The 19,115-nt window shown below is 54.8% G+C and carries 13 protein-coding genes; 11 read left to right on the top strand and 2 right to left on the bottom strand.

Annotation, left to right across the window (positions count from 1 at the left end):
* Positions 1 to 167: 167 nt before the first annotated feature.
* Positions 168 to 3,479, bottom strand: coding sequence for a S53 family peptidase (locus EPA93_RS37530; RefSeq protein ID WP_129892435.1), 3,312 nt, complete (start codon positions 3,477 to 3,479; stop codon positions 168 to 170).
* Positions 3,480 to 3,939: 460 nt separating this feature from the next.
* Between EPA93_RS37530 and EPA93_RS37525 the strand changes: the two genes are divergently transcribed.
* The 8 genes from EPA93_RS37525 to EPA93_RS37490 all read left to right on the top strand — a co-directional run bounded on the left by EPA93_RS37525 (position 3,940) and on the right by EPA93_RS37490 (position 12,318).
* On the top strand, positions 3,940 to 4,650 hold the full coding sequence (locus tag EPA93_RS37525; protein WP_165423661.1) for an RNA polymerase sigma factor: 711 nt from the start codon (positions 3,940 to 3,942) through the stop codon (positions 4,648 to 4,650).
* Complete coding sequence (locus EPA93_RS37520; protein WP_129892433.1) at positions 4,647 to 5,615, top strand: anti-sigma factor; 969 nt, start codon at positions 4,647 to 4,649, stop codon at positions 5,613 to 5,615. The genes EPA93_RS37525 and EPA93_RS37520 overlap by 4 nt, the downstream gene beginning before the upstream one ends.
* Before the next feature lie 97 nt (positions 5,616 to 5,712).
* Positions 5,713 to 6,894 carry an acetyl-CoA C-acetyltransferase gene (locus tag EPA93_RS37515; RefSeq protein WP_129892432.1) on the top strand — a complete coding sequence of 394 codons (1,182 nt, stop codon included), beginning with the start codon at positions 5,713 to 5,715 and terminating at the stop codon, positions 6,892 to 6,894.
* Between the two features lie 27 nt (positions 6,895 to 6,921).
* On the top strand, positions 6,922 to 7,581 hold the full coding sequence (locus EPA93_RS37510; RefSeq protein ID WP_129892431.1) for a class I SAM-dependent methyltransferase: 660 nt from the start codon (positions 6,922 to 6,924) through the stop codon (positions 7,579 to 7,581).
* A 235-nt stretch (positions 7,582 to 7,816) separates the two neighbouring features.
* Positions 7,817 to 9,547, top strand: a complete 1,731-nt coding sequence (locus EPA93_RS37505) for an acyl-CoA mutase large subunit family protein (RefSeq protein ID WP_129892430.1) — start codon at positions 7,817 to 7,819, stop codon at positions 9,545 to 9,547.
* A gap of 30 nt (positions 9,548 to 9,577) precedes the next feature.
* The gene (locus tag EPA93_RS37500) at positions 9,578 to 10,474 is read left to right on the top strand and encodes a GNAT family N-acetyltransferase (protein ID WP_129892429.1); all 897 of its coding nucleotides are present in this window, start codon (positions 9,578 to 9,580) and stop codon (positions 10,472 to 10,474) included.
* Between the two features lie 149 nt (positions 10,475 to 10,623).
* A complete protein-coding gene (prmA, locus tag EPA93_RS37495; RefSeq protein WP_129892428.1) occupies positions 10,624 to 11,544 on the top strand; it encodes a 50S ribosomal protein L11 methyltransferase in 921 nt (306 codons plus the stop codon).
* A gap of 6 nt (positions 11,545 to 11,550) precedes the next feature.
* The gene (locus tag EPA93_RS37490) at positions 11,551 to 12,318 is read left to right on the top strand and encodes a 16S rRNA (uracil(1498)-N(3))-methyltransferase (RefSeq protein ID WP_129892427.1); all 768 of its coding nucleotides are present in this window, start codon (positions 11,551 to 11,553) and stop codon (positions 12,316 to 12,318) included.
* Positions 12,319 to 12,404: 86 nt separating this feature from the next.
* Here EPA93_RS37490 and EPA93_RS37485 read toward each other — a convergent pair whose 3' ends face one another.
* Entirely contained in the window at positions 12,405 to 12,644 is a 240-nt protein-coding gene (locus EPA93_RS37485) for a hypothetical protein (RefSeq protein WP_129892426.1), read from the bottom strand.
* A 224-nt stretch (positions 12,645 to 12,868) separates the two neighbouring features.
* Here EPA93_RS37485 and EPA93_RS37480 point away from each other — a divergent pair, with 224 nt between their 5' ends.
* The 3 genes from EPA93_RS37480 (at position 12,869) to EPA93_RS37470 (ending at position 19,103) form a co-directional block, all read left to right on the top strand.
* Positions 12,869 to 13,828, top strand: a complete 960-nt coding sequence (locus tag EPA93_RS37480; RefSeq protein WP_129892425.1) for a TIGR03560 family F420-dependent LLM class oxidoreductase — start codon at positions 12,869 to 12,871, stop codon at positions 13,826 to 13,828.
* 456 nt (positions 13,829 to 14,284) lie between these two features.
* On the top strand, positions 14,285 to 16,723 hold the full coding sequence (locus EPA93_RS37475; RefSeq protein ID WP_129892424.1) for a helicase-associated domain-containing protein: 2,439 nt from the start codon (positions 14,285 to 14,287) through the stop codon (positions 16,721 to 16,723).
* Positions 16,710 to 19,103, top strand: coding sequence for a helicase-associated domain-containing protein (locus EPA93_RS37470; RefSeq protein WP_165423660.1), 2,394 nt, complete (start codon positions 16,710 to 16,712; stop codon positions 19,101 to 19,103). Before EPA93_RS37475 ends, EPA93_RS37470 begins: the two co-directional genes overlap by 14 nt.
* Positions 19,104 to 19,115 lie beyond the last annotated feature (12 nt).

Here is a 19,115-nt window from a genome sequence, read left to right as displayed (position 1 = left end):
TTTAAAGAGGTCAAGAAAAATCGGCTCCTGACCAGTTATAGAAAATACCCCGACCGCTAAGCTGAGCTAGCTAGCAGCCGGGATAGCACAGAAGGCTTTTCTATTTCAATCAGTTGACCCAGAAGAAAGATATGAGCCTCTCATCCAGAGCTTATAGCGCGCGGAACTCACATCCCATAGCCGATGACATCAGTTCCTCCCTGGCTGCCCAGATAATTGAAATAGAGCGCACGCTCGGCCACTACACGAGCTCCATTCCCTAGCGCCTGCACGGTCATAGATGTTGCATAGGGATCGGAGCTTAAGGAACCGGCAGCCTGCACGATCGGCCCTAACCAGCTATTTACGTCAACCGTCTGGCGACTATGGGCTTTGAGTAGTACCTGTCGCTGGATAAGTAGCGTATTGGCAAAGAGGGTCACCTCGACGTTCTCGCTGTACGCGCACGGATTATACATGGTGAGATATTCCTGAAAAGAGTTGGCAGTGTAGCCCTCGGCGAAAGCATACACGCTGTGCGCAGCCGCCGCTGGCTCACCAATGGTCTCCGTAAAGCCTGTATAGGCCTGTTTCCCATAACGGAAATACATCATGCGTTCGGCTACTATCGAGGCATCGGCACTCACCTCGGCGGATACCGTATCAGTTGGCTGACAGGGCGTAGTATCGCAAGTTCCGTTCGGCTGGGCCTTGGCCTGGTTCACATCGAAGTAGTATTGACCCAGGGCAGGCAAGGTTACGGCTATTTTCTGCGTATGGCCGTTAGCATATTGCAAGGTTATACTGGCTGCCGCCGCATTGCCTGAGAAATTGGCGATAACCAGATATTCTTGAAAGTTATGGCCCGTATAGCCTTCGGCAAAGAGCCAGTCGCGCGCGGTCTCTGTGGTTCCTATGGTACTGGCCGCCCCGCTGATTGCTCCGCCGGCAGTGGGGATGCTATCTTTCAGATACATTGTGCGCTCAGCGACAAGCGGCTGATCCGAGATCATGCTTACCGCGACGCGCTGATGTAAGTGCAGATCCAGGGGAGAGCCGGTGCCGCGGTGAAGAGGCGGGATTACGACTACCTGCGTGGGACACTCTGGTTGACCGGTCAGGCCACAGCTACCGGTATAGTAGGTGAGAATGGCCGTCGCACTTTGCGTCGAGCCGGGATTGAGCAGGGTAATGTAGGTATTGTAGCTTTGCTCATCCTGGCGCGTATCGGCCACGGGAAAGTAATAAGTTGTGGCTGGCGCTGTCGCGCCGATGATATCGGTTCCGCTGCTTACGCCCTGGTAACTGAAATACATGGGGCGCTCCGCAATAATGCCCGGCCCATTCGCATCAACCTTGACGATAGCTGAGACGGGCTGTAAAGCCGCTTTCGCGCCTATATGCAAATCCTGATTCACATCGACAGTGGTACGTGAGCTTTTAGCTACGACGTGCCTTACTGTCACGGCATCCTTGTTGGGGAAGAGATAGGTAACATCCACCGAAGCCGCCCGCGTCACATCGGGATTTTGCAAGGTAATATATTGCTGGAAGCCCTGCCCGACGCTGCCGCCAGCAAAGTACCAGATACTGCTTGTTGGCGCAACGCGAGCTCCGGTGCTCTGCTGGGCCAGGATGACAAGGTTGCTGGCCAGGGCATAGGCATTATAGCTTCCCAGTCCTGTGGCCAGATCATAGCCCTCGGTGGCGGGATAGAGGCCATGATTTTTGCTGCCGTAATCACTATTGCCTGTCGTCACATCATGAAAGCTGGCCTTGTACTTTGCGCCATCTCTGGCGATCTGATAGAGCAAGGGATTAATAAAGCCAAGGTTGAATCCGCCCTGGCGCAGCGAGAAGGTATTTGCCAGGGCAACAAAAGCTGCCCACAATGGCGTCGCGGCAGAAGTTCCCCCTACGACGAGCCAGGGATTGCCCTTATTGCAGCCAGCCTGGATCAGTCCACAATAGACGATATATCCTCGACTGATATCCGTATGCAGAGCCACATCTGGCGTTTCCCGGCAGATAGCTCCGGCCGGCGCGTGGCAGGGCTGGCCGGTAGTATACTTGTTCCTAACGCCCGGCGCATCCTGCCAATCTGGAGCACTCCAATAATGGCTGATCCCGCCGCCAGAAGCCCCGCCGATCGAGAGGGCCGAAGGAGGAGAATTCCAGGTTGTTTCGTGGCCATAGGCATTGCCCGCCAGCGTAAGCGAGGTACCACCAACGCTGGTAACAAAGGGCTGGGCTGCCGGGTCAAGCGCGCTAAGGGCCGTTGGATTCTTATCGTTATCAAAGTAGCAGCCGGCGCTACCGCTATCTCCAGAGGCGGCAAGAATAGTCTGTCCCTGCAAGGCTGCCTCTTTGAGCAACACATTCTCTTGCTGCAGCATGCCCGGATCAGAAGTTTGCTCGCACTGTCCCCAGCTAACGCTTACAATCGGGACGGCATCCTGTACAATCTGGGCCCATTCGGCAAGAATACCAGCCGGGTTGTTGGCAGCTTTATAGATCTTTAGCATACTAAGCTGGGGGGCAGCGCTTAAGACAAGCTCGGCATCAAGTTCAGCCTCCAGAGAGCCACTATCAAAGATCGCAGGAGTAGAGCCAACCGTGATGGCCTGGACGGGAGTATGGCTATGGCCAAAGCAGGCGGCATAAGCCGTAAGGTCCGCGGAATCAAAGTCTGATAGTTCAAAGAGCGCGACGCTCTGCCCCTGTCCCTGGATGCCAGCCTGGTAGAAATCGCGCAAATTATAGGCACTGGCGATTTGGTCAGGAGTGTAGTGATCAGCACCTTGTGTCGGACACGCGGTCGATTGCAGCGCGGCCATATCCACACTTCGCCGCGCAGACGACACATGCTGCCAGCGCGTAGCATTGTTAAGCCCGCTTATGCTCTGCACCTGCTCGGCAAAGGGCTCCGGCAAGGATGGGTCCTCCATATTGGCATAGTACGTATGCCCATCGGGGGCCTTATAAGTGTTTATGTTGATATGAAAGTCTTGCTCGGCCTGGGCAACAGTCCCGCTGACGGTTAGCAGCAGGCGATGATTATAGGTATGGGTAACGCTAAAGCCTGTTGCCTTGAAATATTGACTGAGGGCCACATAATCTGTCTCGCTTGGTGCAAATAACTGGGTAAACTGGGCCGCCGAAAGGAAATGATGATACCTGGCTGAGCCAGGATGCACAACATCCTGGGCATAGCTCGTAAGCGCGCTCGGATTCGTGGGCCGCAGGCCAAGGGCTAGCGTGATCCGCTGCGTAGGATCGGCGGAGCCCTGCAGCTGGCTATGGCTCAATAGTGGTGTCAGCGTCCCCGTAATCACCTTTGGTCCGCTGGCCTGCACATGGGTAAAATGGAACAATTGCAGTGTGGCGATCCCTACAATAAGGGTAAGCGCTAGAAGTGGTAGCACGATAGCCGCAATGGGACCGTAACGGCGACTTTTCCTGGTCCCATCGCCAGCCCTGCCCCAGGAACAGAACGGCATAAGTATAACCTCCCTTTCAACCTGACCTCACTGCTGAGAAAATAATCTGGTTAGTTACGCATAGCAATAGTTATGACGTGCCAGCTAAAGCAGCATATTTACAGTTATATATGCACTATTGTCCCATGCCGTACCATAGTACCCGATACACCTGATAGAGAGAACCTATATGGGCTGATAGTACTAGTGCTTTGCCAGACCTCGTGTAACGAATGGGCCGCCTGCGGTGGCGGAGGGAAAGGGAGAAATGGGGTGCAGCCCCAAGCCCCAGGTCAAGAGCGGCCCTTGACCATCCTGCTGGCTTCAGCCATTAAGCATATACGCATAATGCATCTTTTCTATAGTGTAACATTTTTCACGCGATTTAAAAAATAATGAGTTCGCTGTAAATGATTTGAACGATTAACGTGATAGAGGATATGATTGTGTATCTAGACATTTTGGTGGAGTCATGGCTGGCATGTTCTATTCAGTAACCATTCCTGGTATACTACAAGCACGACCAGTAGAAACATTTCTTGTCTCTTCTCATCCATCAGAGGAAGTATCTGCCAGCATGCCTGTAGAGAAACCTATAAAAAAGTCTCGGGGAGGAAATACAACAACGGCAGACGAGGTTACGCTGAGTAGGATCTACGAACAGTTTAAACGGCCGATCCACACCTACATTTATCGTCTGTTGGGCAACCAGGAAGATGCCGATGACCTGACCCAGGAAGTATTTGTGCGCGCCTGCACGGCCTGGAACGGGCTCTATGAACGGGATCGTCTTTCTTCCTGGCTCTATCGTATTGCCTCAAATCTCTGTATTGATGCATTGCGAAGGCGCAAGCGTATTTCCTGGTGGCCATTAGCTCCCCGCACGCGTAATGATGAGCAAGATGCTATGGCTGCCGAAGATGCAGCGTACTTTCTTTCCGATAGCGGAGGTATTCCCGAAATCGCCGAGCGCGAGCTTATTCGTCTCACTCTTGCCAACATGCCAGAGGAGTACGCAGTCACGCTTGTGCTCAGCGCGGCTCAGGGCGTCCCCTATCAAGAAATAGCGGAGATCGTTGGAATCTCGCCGAATGCCGCTGCGACCCGTATCTCACGGGCAAAAAAAATGTTCGCCGAACAATATCAGCGGCTCAGTAAAGAAGGTGTTGGAAAAAGAGGTAAGCAGACATGAACAACACCGATTTACCGCCTCTGCCACCCAAAGGAACGCTGGGAGCTGAGGTTTGTGCCAACGTGCGTATCTACCTGGCCGTCTGGGAAGATCTCTCCCCCGAACAGAAGCAAGCGGCAAATGAGCATGTCGAGCTCTGTACAGATTGTGCCAGAGAATATGCGCAAATGCGCAAGATAACCCGCATGGTAGCCAGTATCGAAACAAGTAGCCCCTCAGCGCATGTTGACAGGGCTGTGATGGAGGCTATCAAGGCACGTAGTGGTAGACCGCAGAGGTCCAGGCGAGCCAGCCCTGCAGGCAAGCGCATTGCCTTCCCTCTGGCGGGCCTGGTAGCTGCTGCTGTGCTGCTCTTTGCCCTGCTGAGCCTGTTCTCGGGTCCGCTGGGACTACCGTTCGGGGGTATTTTTCCCGGTGGAGGCCAACAAGCCTTTGCCCTGCCTGCCAAACTTTCCTGGTCCGGCTACGTGCTCCATTATACGCAGACCAAAATGAGCTCAGACGGCAAGGCTATGCATATTAACAGCTACCATGAACTTGCCACAGGAAACATGCATGTCGAGACCAAGATGGACAATGATCTTGACGTCGTTCTTGTCGCCAACCCGCATGAGGCCCTGGGGATGGATAAGATGCATCATGTGGCTCAATGGGATGCTCAGGCCTGGAGCCCCGACGATTCGATGTTCAACCTGCAGGATTTGCGCAGCGATCTGCAGTCCAAACGGGCAGTCTATCTGGGCACTGCTAACTTTCAGAATCAGGAGGTTTACCGTATTCGCGTCGAGAATGGCCTTGTCCTGCTCCTGAATAAGCAATATCAGCCGGTAAATGTACTGGAAGGCTCTGGCAAGCCAATGTACGATACAGTCAACCTCATGCCCTCCTCGCAAGTGCCAGATGCGACATGGGATATGAAGGTGCCAGCAAACTATACGATGGGCAAGCTGCCAGCAAAGCCCTGATTTGACCCTATCTTCACTCAAGGGATACAATACTAAAAAACCCGTCTCTCGTATTCGTAAGCCACATCGTCGTGGGAGTACAAAGGAGCATATACCTATGGCAGAGCGTATCCCTGTTCTCGTTGGCGCAGCTCGTACACCAACAGGAAAATTTCTTGGCAATCTCGCCAGTTTCACTGCCCCTCAACTGGGTGCAATAGCAATAAAGGAAGCCGTACGCCGTTCTGGCATCGAGCCCGAGGCGATAGATGAAGTGATCATGGGCAACGTTGTCACGGCAGGCATTGGCCAGGCTCCTGGCCGTCAGGCGGCTGTACAGGCTGGCCTCTCGGTCGATATTCCGGCCTTCACAGTCAATAAAGTTTGTGGCTCCGGTTTAAAGGCTGTTATGCTTGCCGCCCAGGCCATTCGCGCTGGCGATGCTCAGGCCTTCGTGGCCGGCGGGATGGAAAGCATGAGCAATGCCCCCTATCTCTTGCCCAAGGCCCGCACCGGCTATCGTATGGGCGACGGCAAGATCATCGATAGTGTGGTGCACGACGGCCTCTGGTGCGCGTTTGAAGATATCCATATGGGAAACGAGGCTGAAGTCATCGCGGAAAAATTCTGTGTTACCCGCGATGAGCAGGATCAGTTCTCGCTGCAGAGCCACCAACGCGCTGCTGCGGCCACTGCGGCTGGACGCTTCAAGGAAGAAATTGTGCCTATCGAGGTGCCGCAGAAAAAGGGCACGCTGCTCGTCGAGAGCGATGAGCCAATTCGTGCAGAGACCTCGCTTGAGGCCCTCAAGAAGCTCAAACCAGCCTTCCAAAAAGAGGGAACTGTCACGGCAGGTAACGCCCCTGGCCTTAGCGATGGCGCCTCAGCGACGGTCGTGGTAGATCAGGAGTTTGCCAGAGCCCATGGCCTGGCGGTCCTTGCGCGCATTACTGGCTATGCCTCGGCCGCCATCACCCCACGCTATATCTTTGCGGCCCCAACGCGTGCAGTCAATCGCCTGCTAGAGCGCACAGGCCTGAAGATCAGCGACTTCGATTTGATCGAGGTGAACGAAGCTTTTGCGGCCCAGACTCTAGCCAACGGCAAAGAGCTTGACTGGGATTGGTCGCGCGTCAATGTCAACGGCGGCGCTATCGCTCTGGGTCATCCCATCGGCTCCAGCGGCTCACGTGTGCTGATCACTTTGATTCATGAGCTGCGCAGGCGCGGAGGCGGCCGTGGCCTTGCCACGCTATGCCTGGGCGGAGGCGGCGCCGTCGCTATGTCAGTTGAGGTCTGATCCAGGACTTGAAAGGGCTCGTTACGCGTGGACAGATTAGTCTGGCTAAATGAAAAGCGCCGTCTGTGCAAGATGCTTATAGATACCATTTTTGTTAAGGATTATGATAAGCATTGGGGGCAGATCAATCGCTCACATCGCTCATTTCTGGAACGCTTTCTTGAGCTCTGCCCGCACGAGTGCATGATCCTTGATGCGGCTTGCGGTACCGGCAAATACTGGCCGTTGCTTATGAGCAGCGGCCATCCCGTGGTTGGGATAGACCAATCAGAGCCAATGCTTTTGCAGGCGCAGGCAAAATATCCCTCTGTTCATATAGAGAAGCTGGGCCTACAAGAGCTCCCCTATGTAGAAGCCTTTGACGGAATCATCTGCATCGACGCTATGGAGAATGTCTTCCCCGAAGACTGGCCGCTCGTCCTGCAGAACTTTCGACGCGCTTTAAAACCTGGTGGCTATTGCTATTTCACTGTAGAGATTATCGACCCACAAGAAATCTCTCAGGCCTTTACCACAGGCCTTAAACAGGGGCTGCCGATCGTCAAAGGCGAATATGCTCAGCAGGATGACTATCACTACTACCCTTCGCTGGAGCGTGTCAGGATATGGCTCCATGAGACACAATTTGTGCGGTTGGAGGAAGGGGAAGGAGACAATTACCACCATTTCATTGTGCGCAAAGCCTGAGCATACCTTGAGCTCCATAAGCATTAGCATCGACCCACAACGCGCTCGGACGAACTGGCTTTAGCCTCCCATCAAAGCTACTGCAGCTCGCCTGAGCCTTGACCCTGCATTTTCAGGTTTTCCGCGCCTGGCGTTCTTGCGTATGGTACAATACGACATAGCTGTATTCTATCAGTAACAGCGGAGAAGCCAGCACTTCTTGCCTTGCAATCCACGGGAGGAGAATCTCTTCAAGATGCTTGAACAAAAATCGACAGAGCCAAAGCAGCCTGTTGTCGAACAAGGCACCCTTTTCGATAAAACCGAACTTGAACGTCTTACGGTCAAGCGCACACACTGGGAAGAAACCAGCGTAAAAAAATCTTCACAGCGCGTGCCTGAGCGCGATAATCTGTTTACAACCTCAAGCGTGCCTATCGAGCGGGTCTATATGCCCCAGGACAACGCCAACCTTGACTACACGCGCGATCTGGGCCTGCCGGGCGAATATCCCTATACGCGTGGCGTCCAGCCCACGATGTATCGCGCTAAGCCCTGGACCATGCGTATGTTCGCTGGTTTTGGGACCGCCGAGGATACAAACGCGCGCTTCAAATATCTCCTTAAACAGGGGCAGACAGGACTTTCAACTGCCTTCGACATGGCTACACTCTACGGATACGATACCGATCATCCGCTAGCCGCTGGCGAGTTCGGCAAGTGCGGGGTGGCAGTCTCTTCGCTGGCTGACATGGAGGTACTATTCGCCGATCTACCTCTCGATAAGATTACCACCTCGATGACTATTAATAGTCCGGCCTCGGCTATCTGGGCCATGTATATAGTCAATGCGGAAAAACGCGGCTTCCCAATGGCAAGCCTGGGCGGAACACTGCAGAACGATATTCTCAAGGAATACATCGCTCAGAAGGAGTTCCTTTTCCCACCCGAGCCTTCTCTACGCCTTGTTGTAGATACTATCGAGTTTGGCACGCGCTACATGCCGCGCTGGAATACGATAAGTATCAGCGGCTATCATATTCGTGAGGCCGGGGCGACAGCGGTGCAGGAGCTGGCCTTTACCATTGCCGATGGGCTTGCCTACGTAGATGCAGCCTTAGAGCGTGGGCTGAAGATCGATGAGTTTGCGCCACGCCTCTCCTTCTTCTTCGACGTGCACAACGATTTCTTTGAAGAGATTGCGAAGTTCCGGGCCGGACGGCGCCTGTGGGCCAGGCTGATGCGCGAGCGCTATGGAGCCAAAGATCCGCGTTCCTGGATGATGCGCTGCCATGCTCAGACTGCTGGCGTCTCCTTAACTGCCCAGCAACCCGAGAATAATGTCGTACGCACGGCTGTTCAAGCGTTGGCGGCTGTCCTGGGCGGCACCAATTCCCTCCATACCAATTCGCTTGACGAGGCCCTGGCCCTACCTACCGAAAAGGCGGCCCTGATCGCCCTGCGCACGCAACAGATCATCGCCAGCGAAAGTGGCGTCGTCAATACTGTCGATCCGCTGGGTGGCTCCTACTTCGTGGAAGGCCTGACAGATGAGACAGAGCACGCGGCTATGGAGTACATCAAGCGCATTGACGAGCTTGGTGGAGTGCTGGCCTGCATTCAGAACGGCTTCTTCCAGCGCGAGATTGCCGAATCGGCCTACCGCTATCAGCAGGAGATAGATCAACACAAGCGTACCATTGTGGGCGTCAATGACTATCTCATGGATGAGCAGATCAAGGTTCCCACGCTCTACGTGGACTATGCCGGCGAGCGTGCACATCTGGCCCGGCTCAAGCGGGTACGCGAGGAGCGCGATGCCTCGGCAGTTCGACATGCGTTGGATAATCTACGACGCGCGGCTGAGGGCACGGAAAATACAATGCCTGCGCTCATCGAGGCGGTAAGGGCTTATGCCACATTAAGCGAGGTCATGGACGTCTTCCGCTCAGTCTTTGGCGATTATATGGAACCAGCTGTCTTTTAGCCGCTACTGTAAGGTATTGAAAGGATAAGCATGCCTCAAAACGATGGCCATACCCTCGTGGCCCGCACAACCTTGTCTGCTAGCGAGCTCACTGCTATTCAGCAGCTAGCTGAGCTCTGCAAGCGCTATGAAAATCTTCGTATGCGCTGGAGCTGGGACGAGCTTCGACAACAGGTCAACGCGGCCAACAACGATTTTCTCTACTATGCAGATGATAAGCTCGTTGGCTATGTGCACCTGTACGACGACTTCAGTGGCGAGTACGAGCTAGCAGGCATGGTTCATCCTGATTACCGCCGCCGGGGCATTTTTCAGGCGCTCTTGCGCAAAGCGCGCGAGGAGCATGCAGATGCCAAAAGGTTTATCCTTGTCTGCGAAGAGGGCTCTGGCTCGGGCCAGGCTATGCTTGCGCAGCTGGGGGCTACGCTTTCCTTTGCCGAGCACGAGATGCAGCTGGAGCATTTTCGAGAAAGCTCTACCTTTGACGATCGACTCACCTTCAAGCCTGCCGAGTTTGATGATCTCGATGTGATCGCGACAATTCTCAGCCGTAGCTTTGGGCAGGACGAAACGATTTTTCGCAAACGGCTCGAACAACGCTTCAAGAATCCCCACCAACGTTACTATATAGCTACGTTCGGGGAGGAGTCGGTAGGCTGCGAGGAGCCGGTAGGCTGTCTGCGGCTCGATGACGCCGATGGAGAGTTCGGCATCTATAGCGTTGGTGTTGTGCCCGATTATCGTGGACGTGGCTATGGGCGTCAGATGATGGAAGAGATCATTCGCACGGTTCGCGCCAGCAGCCAGAAGACTATTATGCTGGATGTCGATACTACCAACACGCCAGCGATCAGTCTCTACACGTCGTGCGGCTTTCGTACCAGAGCCACCCATGGCTACTACGAAATTTCCGCACAAAAGGGCTAAGCCCTCGTTATCCTGAAATTGTTGTGCAATAATACTAACTGGCCGGGATGCATCCCGGCTCTTCTTGCTACTGGGCCTGGTTAAGCATCATCTATTTACGGTGACGGCCCGGCAGCCATTTTAGCAGTTGAGGAGATGGGAAGTCTGCGATGGATTGGTTAGAATTAACGGTTCGTACTCACCCGGATGCCGTAGAATCGGTTAGCGAGCTACTAAATCGCTATACAGGCGAAGGTGTGGCAATCGAGGAGCCTATAGAGCTCATCAATGAAGGGCAGGAGTATCGCGTCTTGCAGGGACAGCCGGTGCTTGTGCATGGCTATCTCCCGCTCGATGGCAAAGAGGAGGCTATAACGCAGCAAATCGCTGAGGGCCTCTGGCACTTCTCCAGCCTGGGAGAGCACTTTGTCGGCGAGATGCAGAAGCGTGTGGTCAAAGAGGATGAATGGGCCAACGCCTGGAAGGATTATTACCACGTAACGCATATCGGCCAACGCCTGGTTATTCGCCCTTCCTGGCGCGAATATACGCCCAAAGAGCAGGAAGTGGTTCTTACGCTTGATCCCGGCATGGCCTTTGGCACCGGCCTGCATCCTACGACGCGCATGTGCCTGGAACAGGTTGAGCAGCGCGTCAAGTCTGGCATGCATGTGCTGGATGTTGGCACCGGCTCTGGTATTTTGGCTCTAGCGGCGGCCAAACTGGGAGCCGAGAGCGTCTATGCGATCGATAATAGCAGCGTGGCAGTAGAGAGCGCTAGCGAGAATGCCGCGCTTAACGATCTCAGCGCGCGCATCAAGGTTGTGCTTGGCATTCTTGATGATGCGGAGGCCGCGCGCCTGGCCGGACGCTACGACCTTGTGCTGGCCAATATTATCGCTCACGTGATTGGCAGCATCGCGCCTCAGCTTGCGCAAACTCTGGCCCCACAGGGTGTCCTTGTGGTCAGCGGTATTATTGAGGCGCGCCTGCATGATGCCCTGGACCCCCTCCTCGCGGCCGGTCTTGAACAAATTGACAAGGTAATGATTGAGGACTGGATGGCCCTCATCCTACGCAAAAGAGGCTAATCGCCGATGCACCGCTTTTTTGTCACACCAGAAATTCTGCGCGGCGCAACATCTGATAGCGCTATCGAGCTGCCCGACAAGCTGGCCCACCAGGTACGCGACGTTTTGCGCGTGGCCCTTGATGAGCAACTTGTCCTGCTTGATAACAGCGGCAAAGAGGCGCTCTGCGCCGTCAGTCGCAGCAGCCGAGCTGGCGTTGAGGTTCGCCTGCTGGAATGGCGCGAGGGCAAGCGCGAACCCGTAACGCACGTGATTCTCTGCCAGGGCTTGCTCAAATCGGCCCGCTTTGAATGGATCTTAGAAAAAGGTACCGAGCTGGGCGTCTCAACCTTTGCCCCTATTCTGTGTCGCCGCTCGACAGCTGGACTCGAAGAGGCGGGATCTTCCAAGCTCCAGCGCTGGCAGCGCATTATCCAGGAAGCCGCCGAGCAATGTGGACGCTCCCGTTTACCCGAGCTGGCCCCCATTCTGCCCTTTGGGCAGGCCCTCAAAAACATTCCAGATGAGGCAATTGCCCTCATTCCCTGGGAAGAGGAGCACGGCCAGAGCCTGCGCATAGTCTTGCAAGATGTCAGCGCGGCGGCAAGCCTAACGCCGGCTCAGGTGCCGACTGTAGTTCTTTTTATCGGACCCGAGGGCGGTCTGACCGCTGAAGAGATAGCGCAAGCGCGCCAGGCCTGCGTCACGCCGGTCACGCTGGGCGCGCGCATCTTGCGCGCAGAGACGGCAGCGCTGACGGCAGTCGCCAACGTCATGTACGCTTTAGAAGCGTAATAAAAAATCCTCTCCTGCAATTGTCGTTCTGCTTTTTTAAAACAGTTGCAGGAGAGGTAGCCGAGCTGCCCTTTCAGGGATCGCGGCTATTCGTAAAGGCCTTCTCCGCTTACCACGGCATGCACATAATCAGCAACATAGCGGCGCTCATCAACGCCATCAATGACCATGCACTCAGCCACCGAAACAATCTGGGGCGCTACTTCGTGCAGGACGCTGATGATAGCCCGCTCATTGCGGCTATCGGCGTTGTTATCTGTCACAAAAGCGAAAAGCTCGTCGGTAAATTTCTCTTCATCGGCGAGTAAGCGAAAAACGTTAGACATCGCGATTGAGCCTTTCCTAGCACGGAGAAATACCTGCTCCGCGCGGAATAATTTCGACGTTCTCTATAACGGCTACGTTTTACTCCAGCGGTAGTACAAGTATATGAAAGTTATCTAAAGCCTGTCAAGCTGAAACATGGCCCAGCGTTTCGACTATCAGACTGGACGCTTGCCGCTTCCTTGTATTATCCTAATAGGAAGCAGTATAACAGGAGAAAAAAGAGATGATAGCACTATCAATTATGATCGAGGGCCAAAATGGCTTGACCTGGCCACGCTGGAAACGTCTGGTTCAGGAGGTCGAGGAGCTAGGCTTTGCCGGGCTCTTCCGCTCTGACCATTACACAAACCCGGAACCGCCAGATATAGAATCGTTAGAAATGATAGTCTCTCTCGCCTATTTAGCCGATCATACGCAACATCTCCACTTTGGACCCCTGGTCGCCCCCATCTCGTTTCGCGAGCCAACCCTGCTGGCCCGCCAGGCTGCCGCGCTCGATGATTTGAGCGACGGGCGCATGATTCTGGGTCTGGGAGCTGGCTGGCAGGTCCGCGAGCATCAGCTCTTCGGCCACAAGCTCGGCGATGTTCAGACCCGTATGCATCGCCTGGAAGAGGGCATAGAGGTAGTGACGCATTTATTGCACAGCGACGAGCCGGTTACCTTCGACGGTAAATTTTTCCAGCTGCGCGGCGCTACGCTCTTACCACGCCCCCAACGTTCCGGGGGACCGCGAATCCTGATCGGTGGCAATGGCCCTAAGCGCACCTTGCCCCTGGCCGCACGCTATGCCGATATCTGGAATGCGGTTTCCCTTAATCCGCAGACGTTCCGTGAGCGCTCGGCTATCCTTGACGACTTAATTCGCATCGTCGGTCGCAAACCGCAAGATATCAAGCGCACCTTGATGACTTCGCTCTTCTTCGGTCGCGATATGAACGAGCTGGATCAACGTCTAAGCTGGCGCCAGCAACGGCCTGATCTGGCTGGTAAGCCTCTGGATGAAGCCCTCAAAATCTTGAGGGAAACCGGCAACATTGTCGTCGGCACGCCCGATATGATCCTTGAACAGATTACGAATTTTGCCAAGGCCGGCGTGGAAGAACTGATGCTGCAATGGTTTGATCTCGACGATATTGATGGCCTGCGCGCCTTCGCTAACAGCGTTCTGAAGCGACTCTAAACGTTTTTTCTGGGAGGATCAGAAGTCAGGGCCAGCCGCTTACCGACCCTCCCGCAAGACGCTCTATTGTATTGTAAGCATCTTGCAATATAATTAGATCCAGTAGCGCGAGCCCTGGCAGCTTTCCAGGTCCCTCTCTGCCAGGGATAATTATTGGTGCCCGCAATCTATACTACGAGTAGAGTTGCGCATATAATCTAAAATTCGTTCTACATTGAAGTGTAGCCTATACGATTATTCTGGCTGCTGAAAGCTCTTTTCGCGAAATTTCCTGAAACGAGCTGCGATGAATACCAGCTTCTACGCGTTGCCTCTAGAAATCAGGTTCTTGTTGGACATGCATTTATTGGCCAACAATATAGAACCAACGATCTTTATGCAATTGACCGTATGTTCATCTCGTGTTATTATAGCCCAGTATAGTCAACTGTATGTATATTATTACGGACAGAATCTATGGAAAATGTTGTACCTGGCACTCTACAACGCCTACGTGCCGCCGATATTATTCGCATGGCAGGACTGACCGCTGCATCGCTCGGGCAGGAGTACTGCCGTTTAGGCGCTGTACACGATACGCAGCGCCAGGGAGGACGTATTAGCGGCATCGTCGACGTTGCGCATACGATAAGCACCCAGGTGACCCATCTGGCCGATGACCCGGAGCCGGGCGAAGAGGGCGGCTTGCGCCGCTACCCCGTCGAGGTCGAGATCCAGAGCGCCACGACATGGCAGTGCTCATGCCCTTGCAGCTCTACTACGTCCATTCCCTGCGCGCATGCTGCTGCCCTGCTCTACCAATGGCTAGCACGCCCGGCGACTTTTGTCAATCCTATGGAGACCGTCAAGGTGGCTCCGGCCGAAATTGCCAGGTCCACAACATCTTCTGCACCAGCCACGCATGAGCCAATGCGCAAGGAGGCTACGCCTGCCAGTAAGCCAACACGGCCGTTTAGCGCGGCCAGAGCAACGGTTAATATACGCGGCCCACTTCCACTCACAGGCATTGACGATATACTGACCCAGATGGGATTAAGCGACCTGCGCGCGATCGCCCGCGAGTATGAGCTCGTTCCCAACGGGATGAATAAGCAACAGCTTATCGATGCTATCCTTGAAAAGCTGAAGCAGCCAGAAGCCGTCCGCCATGTCGCGGCTACCTTGGAAAAACCCCAACGTCAGCTGCTGGCGGCCTTAACTTTAGCGGGGGGCGCTCTCACCGATGATGATTTGCGCGGTCTGTTTGAGCGCTTTTCCCTGGGACAACCTGCGCAATTTCAAAATGTGCTTACGGCGCTTCAACACAAGGGCCTTTTATTCCGCACAAGCCTGAATAGCTCAGCACAGCAGCGCATCGGCCTGAGCGGCGCGCTACTCGATGTGGGCTGGTACGTCCCTGGCGAAGTCCGCACGGCCTTGCGCGTTACTGTTCCCGTGGCCAGCTATGATGTCCAACAGTCAGGTGTGGCGGAGGCGGATGCGCCGATCATTCTACAAAGAGAACCATATCAACTGCTTACAGATCTGCTCCTGGTGGCCCGCGCCCTGGATAGCTATCGGCTTGTGTATGACGACGAGTGGCGCGAGCATAATGCTCCTTTTCAGTCAACACGGACACTCGGCTCTTTACCCTCTGAAGGTCTGACCCAGATTCCACCTCCTGCAGATATGCCAACAAACTCGCTGCTTACCGCTCTGCAGGCTGCCGTGCCGCGTTCAGCTGCCTTTCTACGTTTCGCCGTACGTCTGCTACACCAGGCCGATATCTTGCACAAAGATGATGGAGGCACGCCTTATCTGCGCGCGCTCCCTAACGTCGCCCAACTATTATTGGGTCCCGCACGGGCCGAGATCGCCCATGATCTCTTTGAGCTTTGGCTCACGCAATCTTCGTACGAAGATCTCTTTGCCTTGCAGGAAGAGAGCGTGCGCTTGCGCTGCCGCGCCACGGCGCATAACCACCCGCTTATCCGTCCTGGTGAATTAGACGCCGAGAACAGCGAGGCGCGTCAGGCCCTGCTAGCTCTTCTGGCCCAGGCTCCCAGCAAACAATGGATGAGTTTCTCCTCGTTTGCCCGCTTTGTCTATCGCCTGAACCCGCTCTTTTTGCAGAAGAGGCAGAAGCTATTTACCTCGCCGCACTGGTGGGTCGAGTCAGAGGATGGCCGTGTGCTGCGCCCAAATGTGCTTGGCGATTGGCAAAGGGCCGAGATGCGCTATCTGACCCGTCTGCTCACGGGTCCGCTCCACTGGTGGGGAATCTGCGATATTGCCTGCACGCCTGATGGACGCCTACTCGCTTTCAGCCTTACGCCAACTGCCGACAAATTGCTTCATGAGGGCAAGGCAAGTGAGCCACTGGCCACCCAGGATGCGCATAACCTCGCCGAGATGCTGGATATTGTGGACGAGGATAAGATCCTGATTACTAGCTCTGTGCAGAGCTGGTCGCTGATTGAATTAATGGAAACTTTTACGGAGGCTGCAGGAGTTTATGAAGGGCGCTTGCGCTATCGCCTTACGCCAAAGGCTTTGAGCGCCGCTATGAGCCGGGGACAGCATCCCGAGCACCTGCTGGAGGCGCTGCGCCATGTTGCCAGCCACAGATCTCACCAGGATGACCCGCTGGCCCGCCTGGAAGCTCAGCTCGGTCGCTGGACTGCAAACTATGGCCGGGTCCGCATCTACACAGGAGTCACGCTGTTAGAGACGGCTGACCCCACAGTTATGCGCGAATTGGCGGCAACTACTGCGTTAAATAATAATATAGTTCAAAGTATTCAGCCTTCGTTGCTCATCCTGAATAAACCTGGGGCTAAACAGATTACTGATGAGCTTAAACGGCATGGGCAGCCTCCTCTCATACACGATAGGGATTCATATGCAGCAGAGTGATTTTGATCTTTTGCAAACGGTGCCACCTTATCACCTGCAATCATTAATAAAAACGCGCCATATCGCTGCACCTAAATTGCAGCTCAATAGCTCGTCTTCTATTGCCCCTCCGCAATCTATGGCTGAAGTCGCCCAAACTCTATTTGATCAAGACTCTATTAGCGAAGCTTTTGAGGAACTCAACGATCTTGAAAAGCTCCTCCTGCGCGAGCTATGTAGCTGCGGCGGTCGGGCTAATAGCCGTGACCTGGCGCTCTATTTTACTAGCGCCGGCCTGCTGACTCCCGTCAAAAAAAATGAGCAGGTTGCGCATGAGAGCCCTGTAAGCAGAGTGGCCGAGCTTTCGCTCACTTACCAGCCGGGCGGCGGTTTGCAGTATCCTGCAGCTCATCCGCATGGAGTCTTTGAGCAGGCCTTACGCCATTTGCTCGTACTGGGACTCTTGTTCTGGGGCAAGCAGACAAACTTCATGGGCCGGGAGTATACAAGTGGGGTACATGACGGCGTGCTAATTGTGCCTCTGACTGTGCAGGAATCAGCACGTAGTAGTTGGGGCCTGTCGGAAAGCTTGCGCCAGTTTGAAGACGAAGAGAACAGCACCAGCCAGGGTGAAGGCATACGCGCCTTACAACGCCTGCTCTACCTTTACTGGTCCCTTGTATCCGCGACGCGCGATGGCCTGGCAATCATTAATAACGGCCTGCTCGCGCGCTCAGCGCTGCGCCACGTTGTAGAGAAGCTTGGCCCAAAACTACATATTGAGCAAGCACGCGTGGAGAGCGATGCGCCTCATCTGCTCTTTATTCGCCTCCTTTTGATGAAGCTCGGGTTACTTCAGGAGCGACACGGCGTTATCTATGCTCTACCGGCCGAAAGCTTTTTCTCATTACCTTTACTGGAACGCGCGCGCCGCTGCTTCCATCTCTATCTGGAAACACCTTTCTGGAATGAGCTTTTCGATCTGCCAGAGGTAAATGTTCGCCCGGGCCCGACGCTGCTTGAGCCGGCTCACGAAGAGGTGATACGCGCGCGTCACGCTGTAGTTGAGCGCTTGCTCTACGAAGGCCTGGAGCAATGGCACGACTTTGCTACGTTTATCGCGCGCACAAAGCTCTATGTTCCCTACCTGCTTTTCCCGCGCCAGTATGGACCGCGCGCCGAGCGCTATTCGAGCGGGAGCAATCCCTACGGCTGGGATTTTCGCTTGCGCCGCGGCTGGTTAACGCATCGCGAGGGCTGGCACCTGGTTGAGGGCGGCTTTATCCGCTCTGTCGTGGGAGGCCCTTTGCACTGGCTTGGCCTTGTGGAGACCGACCGAGAGGAAGCCCCAAATTCATTCCGCCTTCTGCCAGATATCATCACAAGCCTGAGCAATACCTCTTCGGCAGACGAGGATGAAGGCGGCGGACGACTGATCGTGCAGCCTAACTTTGAGCTGGTTGCCCTGGCGCCCGTACCGGAACTGCTCCTCGTTAAATTGGATCGCTTTGCTGAACTGGTAAGCCTTGAGCATATCGCTCAGTACAAGCTTACCAAGTCCAGCGTGACGCGCGCCATTCAAATGGGCCTGCATGCCGAGAATATCCAGGCTATGCTAGAGCAGGCCGCCGGGAAAGCCTTGCCCCAGAATGTTAGCTATTCGTTGGCAGAATGGGAGCGCCAGGCCCGTCGCGTGGAGATATGGAATAGCACGACACTGCTTGAGGTTGACGATGAGGCTTGGCTTGATGAGCTGCTAGCTTCTGAACAAACGCGCCATCTCTTCAGGCGCCGCCTGGCTCCGCGCATCGCTGAAGTCACGTCTCAGCAGCTTGCCGCCCTTCAGGAGCTGCTCTGGCAGCGCGACTATTTGCCGGCCCTGACCCAGGCTCCTGCCTACGAAGGACCAATAGAAAGCTGGCGAGCCAGCCCCCATGAGCCGCAGTGGCAGCTACACGATAGCGGGCTGCTTCAGCCACTCTACGCAGTACTTGATCTCTATCTGGTTGCCGAACTTGAAGGCTTTAGTGCGCGTGACGAGGCTAGCGGCTGGTCCCGCCTCACGCCTTCAGCTCTGCAGAAAGCCTTGCAGCAGGGCATTTCATTGGAATATATTGTGCGCTTCCTGCAACAATATTGCGAAGGTGGCATTCCTGGCTCGCTCCTCATCAGGCTTAAACTGTGGGGCAATGGCTATGAGGCGGGCCATGATATTCATGTAGAGCATGCTCCCCTGCTACGCCTGCCCAGCCAGGTGCTGCAAGATCTACAAGCGGATCAGGAAATACAGTCTCTCCTGGGTCAGGAAGTCGAGCCAGCGGCCAGTCTTGTGCGCGTAGATCAAGCAAACCTGGCACGTGTCCTTGCCCTCTTACGTGAGCGTGGCTTCAGCCTTGATTAGTCGCAGCAGACA

This window comes from Ktedonosporobacter rubrisoli, assembly GCF_004208415.1.
In the GTDB taxonomy this organism is placed as follows: domain Bacteria; phylum Chloroflexota; class Ktedonobacteria; order Ktedonobacterales; family Ktedonobacteraceae; genus Ktedonosporobacter; species Ktedonosporobacter rubrisoli.
This window is presented reverse-complemented; position numbering and strand designations above follow the sequence as displayed.